Here is a 7,895-nt window from a genome sequence, read left to right as displayed (position 1 = left end):
GCCGCCGGGGACGAGCGCGCCGAGCTGCTCGCCGCCCAGGCGCGGTCGACGGACGGGTACGCCAACGGCGCCATCCCGCTCGACGTGCTGTGCGAGCTGCCGTTCGCACGCGGCGAGCACCTGCGCTGCGACGCGGCCGACGCGCTGGTCCGGCTGGACGCCGAGTACCGCGCGCGGTTCGGGCGCCACCTCACGGTCGTCGACGCCTACCGGACGTACGCGGAGCAGGTGGCGGCCAAGGGGTCGCGCGGGTGGCTCGCGGCGGTCCCCGGCACCTCGAACCACGGGTGGGCGCTCGCGGTGGACCTCGGCGGCGGCGTGCAGCGGTACGGCAGCCCCGAGTACCGCTGGCTGCAGGAGCACGCCGACGAGCACGGCTGGCACCACCCGTCCTACATGGACCAGGGCGGACGCGGCCCGCACGAGCCGTGGCACTGGGAGTTCGGCACCGTCGACCACCCGCCGACGAGCACGTCGCCGCCGATCCGGTCCGACGGCGCCGCGGAGGAGCCGCGGCCGACCGCCGAGCCGACCCCGACCCCGACCCCGACCCCGACCCCGACCCCGACAACCTCGCCACGGCCCACGGCGCGCCCGACGCCCACCCGGACGCCGACGCCCTCGGCGCCGCCGACGCCGTCGTCGTCCCCGACGCCCACGCCGACGCGCACCAGCACCCCCACGCCGACGCCCACCGGCACGGCCACGGCACCCCCGACGCCCGGCCCCTCCTCGAGCGCGACCGAGGGAGCGACGTCCACCCCGGTGCCCTCGGGCACCGCCGAGGACGGGCTCGCGCCCACGGCGCCCCCGGCGGACTGACCCCGCAACCGGCCGGGGCGGCACGTCGATCCTGGCGGTCCCCGCACGTCCTCCGCTCGGAGCGGAATCTCGTCGACCCGTGTCGGTGTTCACCTGGAGACTGTGTCGCGACCGACGGCGACCGCTGCCCGAGTGCTCGTCCGTCCCATCCTCGCCCGCCCCGGCGCGTCTCCAGCGCGTCAGACCGGAGGCCCGCATGACCACGCCCACCACCGGTGAGCCCTCGCCCGCCACGCTGACCCCCGAGCACCGGCGTGCCGTCGGCGTGCTGCTCGTCGCGACGTTCGTCGTCATCCTCAACGAGACGATCATGGGTGTCGCGCTGCCGCACCTCATGACCGACCTGTCGATCACCGCCTCGACCGCGCAGTGGCTGACCACCGCCTTCATGCTGACCATGGCGGTCGTCATCCCGGTGACCGGGTTCGTCATCCAGCGGACGACGACGCGCGCGACGTTCGTCGCGGCGATGACGCTGTTCAGCCTGGGCACGCTGGTGTGCGCCCTCGCCCCGGGCTTCACGGTGCTGCTGGCGGGCCGCATCGTCCAGGCGACGGGGACGGCGATCATGCTCCCGCTGCTCATGAGCACGGTGATGACCGTGACGCCGCCGGCGACGCGCGGGCGGACCATGGGCAACATCTCCATCGTCATCTCCGTGGCCCCGGCGCTGGGCCCGACGATCTCCGGCGTCATCCTCTCGACGCTGTCGTGGCAGTGGATGTTCGGCCTCGTGCTGCCGATCGCGGTCACCGCGCTGCTCGTCGGTGCGCGCCTCGTCCCGAACGTCACGGAGCCGCGCGTCGCGCGCGTCGACGTGGTGTCGGTCGTCCTCTCGGCGATCGCGTTCGGCGGCCTCGTCTACGGCCTGTCCGGCATCGGCGCGATCGCGACCGGCACCGTGCCGACGGCGACGTGGGTCGCCCTCGCGGCGGGCGCCATCGGGCTCGCGGTGTTCGTCACGCGCCAGCTGCAGCTGCAGCGCACCGACGACGCGCTGCTGGACCTGCGCACGTTCCGCTCGCCGGTGTTCACGGTGTCCGTCGTCGTGATGGCCCTCATGATGATGGCGATGTTCGGCGTCATCATCCTCCTGCCGATCTTCGCGCAGGACGTGCTCGGCCTCGCTCCCCTGCAGACCGGGCTCCTGCTGCTGCCGGGCGGCCTCGCGATGGGCCTCGCCGCACCGTTCGTCGGCCGGGCGTACGACCGGTTCGGGCCGCGCGTGCTCGTGGTCCCGGGTGCGGCCGTCGTCAGCGCGAGCCTGTGGCTACTGACGACGGCGACCGCGTCGAGCCCGGCGGGCGTGCTGCTCGCCGCGCACGTGCTGCTCTCGCTGGGGCTGGCGCTGATGTTCACGCCGCTGTTCTCGGCGTCGCTGGGGTCGCTGCCGCCGCACCTGTACTCGCACGGCAGCGCCGTCGTGGGCACCGTGCAGCAGGTGGCCGGTGCGGCGGGCACGGCGGTGTTCGTGACCGTCATGACCGCGCAGGCGCTCGCGCTCGGCCGGACGGGTGCGGACGCGACCGCGGCGCTCGCCGGCGGCATCCACACCGCGTTCCTCGTGGGCGCGGCGCTGTCGCTCGTCGCCATCCCGGCCGCGCTCGCCATCCGCGCGCCGGCCGCGTCGCCGCACGACGCGCAGCAGCCGGAGCAGGTCGCCGTGCACGGCTGACACGGCGCCGTCTCAGGACGGCCGTCGCAGGTCGGTCGTCTCAGGCCGGTAAGCGCAGGACGGCGCGCAGGCCACCGGCCGGCGCGCCGTCGAGCGTGACGTCGCCCTGCATCTCGCGGGCGAGCTCGCGCGCGATGGCCAGCCCCAGGCCTGAGCCGCCGGCGTCGCGCTCGCGCGCCTCGTCCAGCCGCACGAACCGCTCGAAGACGACGTCACGCTCGCCGGGCCCGATGCCGGAGCCGTCGTCGTCGACGGTCACCGCACCGTCGGTCACGGCGACCTCGACGCGGGTGCGCGCGTGCCGGACGGCGTTCTCCACGAGGTTGCGCAGCACGCGCGTGGTCGCGGCGTCGTCGGCGCGCACCCGGCCCGTACCCGTCACGGTCACGTCCACCGCGCCGCGGGTGTCGGGAGGGATCGACGCGACGACCCGTCGGGTGAGGGCCAGCAGGTCGACCTCCGTGCGGTCGAGGGGGTGGGCGCCCAGGCGCGCGAGCAGCAGCAGGTCGTCCACGAGCGCCTGCATGCGCACGATCTCCGGCTCGAGGTCGGCCGCCAGCTCGGCCGTCGTCGTGCTGCCCGGGTGCGACGCGGCGACCTCGACGGTCGCGCGCAGGGCCGCGAGCGGCGAGCGGAGCTCGTGCGCGGCGTCGGCCACGAACGTCTGCTGGCGCTCGGCGGCCGAGCGCAGCCGGGCCAGCATCGCGTCGAGCGTGCGCGCCAGCGCTCCGATCTCGTCGTCGGCGGCGGGGACCGGCAGGGAGCGCGTGCCGCCCTCGAGGGCGACGTCGGCGGCGGCGCGCCGCAGCTCCTCGACCGGCCGCAGCGCCCGGCCGAGGCTGACCCACACGAGCAGCCCGACGATCGCGGAGACGACCGGGACCACGCCCACGAGCGCGACCCGCAGCGCCCGCACGACCCCGCGCACCTCCTGCAGCGGCACGCTCGCGACGATCGTCACCGGCTGGCCCCGGTAGGTCGTGGCGCGGACCGCGACGCGCGCCGCGGGGTCGTAGCCCGTCGCCGTCGTGGAGACGTCGACGCCGCCGCCCGCCCGCAGCCGCTCGGCCGTCGGGGCGTCCAGGAGCGGCAGCGTGCGGCTCGCCGTCGGCGACGTCGCGAGCACGCGGCCGTCCGCGTCGAGCACCTGCGCGATCTCCCCCGGCTGCCCGACGCCCAGCGTCGAGGGGACGCTGTCGGACGCCACGAGCGAGGCCACCGTCGCGACCCGCGCGCGCACGACCTCGTCGAGCGCCGCGACGCGGCCGGCCTGCAGGACCGCGGTGAGCGCGAGCGCGCCGGCGGCCAGCGCCACGGCGACGACGGCGGTCGCGCCGAGCGTCAGCCGCACGCGCAGCGAGGACGACGGGCGCACGCGCGTCCCCGTGGCGGGTGGCTGCGCCTCGTCCGCGCTCACGCACCCACCCGGTACCCCGCGCCGCGCACGGTGCGCACCGTGTCGCGGCCCAGCTTGCGGCGCAGGTAGCCCACGTACACCTCGACGACGTTGAGGTCCTCCCCCGGACCGTCCCAGACGTGGTCGAGCAGCTCCAGCTTGGGCACCACGCGGTCCGCGTGCCGCATGAGGTACTCGAGCAGCGCGAGCTCGCGGGCGGTGAGGTCCACCGGGCGCCCGTCCTGCAGGACGGTACGGGCTGCGGGGTCGAGCTCCAGGTCGCCCGCGACGAGCACGGCCGGGCGGGCCTGCGACGGCCGGCGGACGAGCGCGCGCAGCCGGGCGACCAGCACGACGAACGAGAAGGGCTTCGTCAGGTAGTCGTCGGCGCCGAGGTCCAGGCCGTCCGCGACGTCGTGCTCGCCGTCCTTCGCGCTGAGCATGAGCACCGGCGTCCACACGTCCCGGCCCCGCAGCTCGCGCAGCACGTCGTAGCCGTTGCGCCGCGGCAGCATGACGTCGAGGACGACGGCGTCGTAGTCCACGTCGGTCGCCGCCTCGAGGCCCTGCTCGCCGTCGTACGCCACGTCGACGACGAAGCCCTCGGCCGTCAGGCCCCGTTGCAGCGCACGCACGAGCCCGCGCTCGTCGTCGACCACCAGGACCCGCACCCCGGCAGCATCCCACCGGCGTCGCGCGCCGGGCGACGCGCGGCGCCCCGGTGCTCTCAGCGCGTCCTCAGGTTGCGGGTGGCACGGTGGAGCCATGACCGAGAAGACCCGCCCCCTGTCCGCCCGAGCGGCGCGCCGCGCGCGCTGGGCCGTGCCGACCGTCGTCGGCGTCGTGGTCGCCGGCGCGTTCGTCGGGCCGGCGCTCGTCGCCAACGCCGACAGCGACCTGCCCGACCTCACCCCGGAGCAGCTGCTCGACAAGGTGGCGGCGGCCGGGCCGACGGCGCTGTCCGGCACGGCGGTGTACACCGCCCGGCTCGGGCTGCCGGAGATCCCCCTCGGCGACATCGCGGGCGCGGACCCCGTGAACCTGCTCGGCGGGTCGTCCACCCTGCGGGTGTGGACCGACGGCACGGAGCGCTCGCGCGTCGCGCTGCTCGGCGCCACCTCCGAGTACTCCGTCGTCACCGACGGGCCGGAGGCCTGGACGTACTCGAGCGACGACGAGGAGGTCGTCCACTACACGCTCTCGAAGGCGGACCGCGCCCGGTTCGACGCGATGCAGGAGCACGCCCGGGGTGACGGCGCGACGGGGACGAGCGGCATGGCCGGCGTGCACGGCGGCGACCTGCCGACCCCGCAGGAGGCGGGCCGCGAGGCGCTCGCGCGGGCCGAGCAGGACGCCACGATCACGGTCGAGGCCCCGACCACGGTCGCCGGGCGCCCGGCCTACCAGGTGGTCGTCGACCCGACGAGCACCACGACGCTCGTCGACCGCATCGTCGTCGCGGTGGACGCCCGGACCTGGACGCCGCTGCGCGTGCAGGCGTGGTCGACGACCGACGCCGACGCCCCCGCGCTCGAGATGGGGTTCACGGACGTGTCGTTCGCGTCGCCGCCGGACTCCGTCCTGTCGTTCACCTCGCCGCCCGGGGCGTCGACGCGCGACGTCGTGGTGCCGATGCCGTCGGCGCGCGACATGGCGCAGGCCCGGCCGGACCACCTCGAGGGCGGCCTCCCGGACGGCGTGTCCGTCACGGGCACCGGCTGGGACTCGGTGGTCGAGCTGTCCGACGTCGACGTCGCCGCGCTCGTCCAGGGCGACCCGGCGCAGGTCGCGCAGGGCTTCCGCAAGACGTTCGGGTCGCGCGGCGCCCAGGAGCTGTACGAGAAGTGGGTGCCGGCGGAGGGCGAGGGACCGGTGCCCGACCTCGACACCGCGGCGCTCTACGACTCGCTGACCACGCCGGTCGACGGCGGCCGGGTGCTGCGGTCCGCGCTGCTGTCGGTCCTCGTGCTCGACGATGGCCGCGTGCTGGTCGGCGCCGTGCCGGTCGACGTGCTGCAGGACCTCGCGAGGTGACGGTCGCACCGTCGCGCGACGAGGCCGCCGGGGTGCACCCGGCGGCCCTCGCCGCGCCCGCGGACGTCGCTGACGCCTCCGTCTGGGCCGTGCGCACCGAGGGGCTCACCAAGCGGTTCCGGTCGGGCCAGGTGGCTGTCGACGGCATCGACCTCGCCGTGCCGCGCGGTGCGGTCTACGGGTTCCTCGGCCCGAACGGCTCGGGCAAGACGACCACGATCCGCATGCTCCTCGGCCTCGTGCAGCCGACGTCCGGGGTCGCCTGGCTGCTGGGCCGGCGCATGCCCGAGTCGGCCGCGACGGTGCTGCCCCGCGTCGGCGCCCTCGTCGAGGGACCGGCGTTCCAGCCGTACCTCACGGGCCGCGCGAACCTCGCGCGGCTGGAGGCCGCGGACGCGACGGCGGACCCCCGCACGGCCCGCGGCCGCGCCGAGGCCGCGCTGGAGCGCGTCGGGCTCGCGGCCGCGGCGGCCAAGCCGTACCGGCAGTACTCGCTCGGCATGAAGCAGCGCCTCGGGCTGGCGGCCGCGCTCCTGCGGCCGCGCGACCTGCTCGTCCTCGACGAGCCGACCAACGGGCTCGACCCCCAGGGCACGCGCGAGGTGCGGCACCTGGTGCGCGAGCTCGCGGCGGCGGGCACGACGGTGCTGGTCTCCTCCCACCTGCTGACGGAGATCGAGCAGGTGTGCTCCCACGTCGGGATCATGAGCCGCGGGCGCCTGCTCGTGCAGGGCGAGCGGGAGTCCCTCGTCGCACGGGAGGCCGTCCGGGTCCGGCTGCTCACGCGGCCGGCCGACGTCGCGGCGGCGACGGCGGTCCTGCGGCGCCTCGGCCTGCACGACGTGGTGGACGAGCCCGCCGGGGCGGAGGGCGCCCCCGTGACCGCGACGGTGGGCGACCACGACCCGGCCGCGGTGGTCGCGGCGCTCGTCGCCGAGGGCGTGGCCGTCCTGGGCTTCGGTGTCGAGCGCCCGTCGCTCGAGCAGATGTTCGTCGAGCTCACCGGGGAGGGCTTCGATGTCGCTCGCTGAGCCGACCACCGACGCGGCGACCGAGCCGCGTCTCGCCGAGCAGCCGCGGCGCCGACCGGGCGCCTTCGGGCGGCTGCTGCGCTCCGAGCTGCGGCTCGTGCTGGGCCGCCGCCGGGCGATCGTCCTGCTGACGGGCCTCGCCCTCGTGCCGCTCCTGCTCGGGCTCGTCCTGTTCGTCACCCGGGACACGGCGCTCGCCGGCCAGGGCCCGGGCTTCATCGCGCAGGTGACCGGGAACGGCCTGTTCCTCGTCGTCGCCGCCCTCTTCCTGTGCATGCCGTTCCTGCTGCCGCTGTGCATCGGGATCGCGTCGGGTGACGCGGTCGCCGGCGAGGCGTCCACCGGGACGCTGCGCTACCTGCTCGTCGTCCCGGTGGGCCGCTCGCGCCTGCTGCTCGTCAAGGCGATCGGCGCGCTGGCGTTCGCCGCCGCGGCCGTCGCCGCGATCGCGGTGGTCGGGCTCGTCGCGGGGGCGGCCCTGTTCGGCGTGCAGGACATCACGCTGCTGTCCGGCACGACCGTCCCGGTCGGCGAGTCGGTGCTGCGCGTGCTCGCGGTCGCGGCCTACGTCGGGCTGTCGATGACCGGGCTCGTCGCGGTCGGTCTCTTCTTCTCGACACTCACCGAGGTCCCCGTCGGGGCCATGGCCGCGACCGTCTGCGTGGCGATCGTCTCCGCCGTCCTCGACCAGCTGCCCCAGCTCTCGGCGATCCACCCCGGCCTGCTCACGCACCACTGGCTGGACTTCGCCGAGCTGCTGCGGCTGCAGCCCGACTGGGCCGTGCTGGGCCAGGGGCTCGCGATCCAGCTCGCGTGGGTCGCCGTGTTCTCCTCGCTCGCGTGGGCGCGGTTCACCACCGCCGACGTGTCGTCCTGACGGCTCAGCCGCGCCGCCGCCACCAGCGGCGGCGCGGGGTCGTGGACCCTCCACCGCCCG

General features: G+C 76.1%; 7 protein-coding genes. 5 read left to right on the top strand and 2 right to left on the bottom strand.

Annotated elements, in window-relative coordinates; genetic code table 11:
* Together HGCM_RS19930 and HGCM_RS10850 are read left to right on the top strand one after the other, a co-directional pair.
* Positions 1–822 (top strand): M15 family metallopeptidase (locus tag HGCM_RS19930; RefSeq protein WP_173390540.1); only part of this gene is annotated, 822 nt, incomplete at its 5' end.
* 196 nt (positions 823–1,018) lie between these two features.
* Positions 1,019–2,497 carry a DHA2 family efflux MFS transporter permease subunit gene (locus HGCM_RS10850; RefSeq protein WP_019136862.1) on the top strand — a complete coding sequence of 493 codons (1,479 nt, stop codon included), beginning with the start codon at positions 1,019–1,021 and terminating at the stop codon, positions 2,495–2,497.
* A gap of 40 nt (positions 2,498–2,537) precedes the next feature.
* Here the strand turns inward: HGCM_RS10850 and HGCM_RS10845 are convergent, their stop codons facing one another.
* Positions 2,538–3,914 carry a sensor histidine kinase gene (locus HGCM_RS10845; RefSeq protein ID WP_019136861.1) on the bottom strand — a complete coding sequence of 459 codons (1,377 nt, stop codon included), beginning with the start codon at positions 3,912–3,914 and terminating at the stop codon, positions 2,538–2,540.
* On the bottom strand, positions 3,911–4,564 hold the full coding sequence (locus tag HGCM_RS10840; RefSeq protein ID WP_019136860.1) for a response regulator transcription factor: 654 nt from the start codon (positions 4,562–4,564) through the stop codon (positions 3,911–3,913). Before HGCM_RS10840 ends, HGCM_RS10845 begins: the two co-directional genes overlap by 4 nt.
* 94 nt (positions 4,565–4,658) lie before the next feature.
* On the opposite strand from HGCM_RS10840, the gene HGCM_RS10835 reads away from it, so the two are divergent.
* The 3 genes from HGCM_RS10835 to HGCM_RS10825 are packed head-to-tail and all read left to right on the top strand — an operon-like array spanning position 4,659 to position 7,835.
* A complete protein-coding gene (locus HGCM_RS10835; protein ID WP_019136859.1) occupies positions 4,659–5,927 on the top strand; it encodes a LolA family protein in 1,269 nt (422 codons plus the stop codon).
* The gene (locus HGCM_RS10830; protein ID WP_019136858.1) at positions 5,924–6,958 is read left to right on the top strand and encodes an ABC transporter ATP-binding protein; all 1,035 of its coding nucleotides are present in this window, start codon (positions 5,924–5,926) and stop codon (positions 6,956–6,958) included. Before HGCM_RS10835 ends, HGCM_RS10830 begins: the two co-directional genes overlap by 4 nt.
* A complete protein-coding gene (locus tag HGCM_RS10825; RefSeq protein WP_019136857.1) occupies positions 6,945–7,835 on the top strand; it encodes an ABC transporter permease in 891 nt (296 codons plus the stop codon). Before HGCM_RS10830 ends, HGCM_RS10825 begins: the two co-directional genes overlap by 14 nt.
* The last annotated feature ends 60 nt before the right edge of the window (positions 7,836–7,895 follow it).

The organism is Cellulomonas massiliensis JC225, assembly GCF_000312005.1.
GTDB lineage: Bacteria > Actinomycetota > Actinomycetes > Actinomycetales > Cellulomonadaceae > Cellulomonas > Cellulomonas massiliensis.
The sequence above is the reverse complement of the archived record's forward strand: the minus strand, read 5'-3'. Positions and strand labels throughout refer to the sequence as shown.

Coding starts and splice junctions, on each gene's coding strand:
- HGCM_RS10825 (WP_019136857.1), top strand. CDS start 6,945: ATGTCGCTCGCTGAGCCGACCACCGACGCGGCGACCGAGCCGCGTCTC.
- HGCM_RS10835 (WP_019136859.1), top strand. CDS start 4,659: ATGACCGAGAAGACCCGCCCCCTGTCCGCCCGAGCGGCGCGCCGCGCG.
- HGCM_RS10850 (WP_019136862.1), top strand. CDS start 1,019: ATGACCACGCCCACCACCGGTGAGCCCTCGCCCGCCACGCTGACCCCC.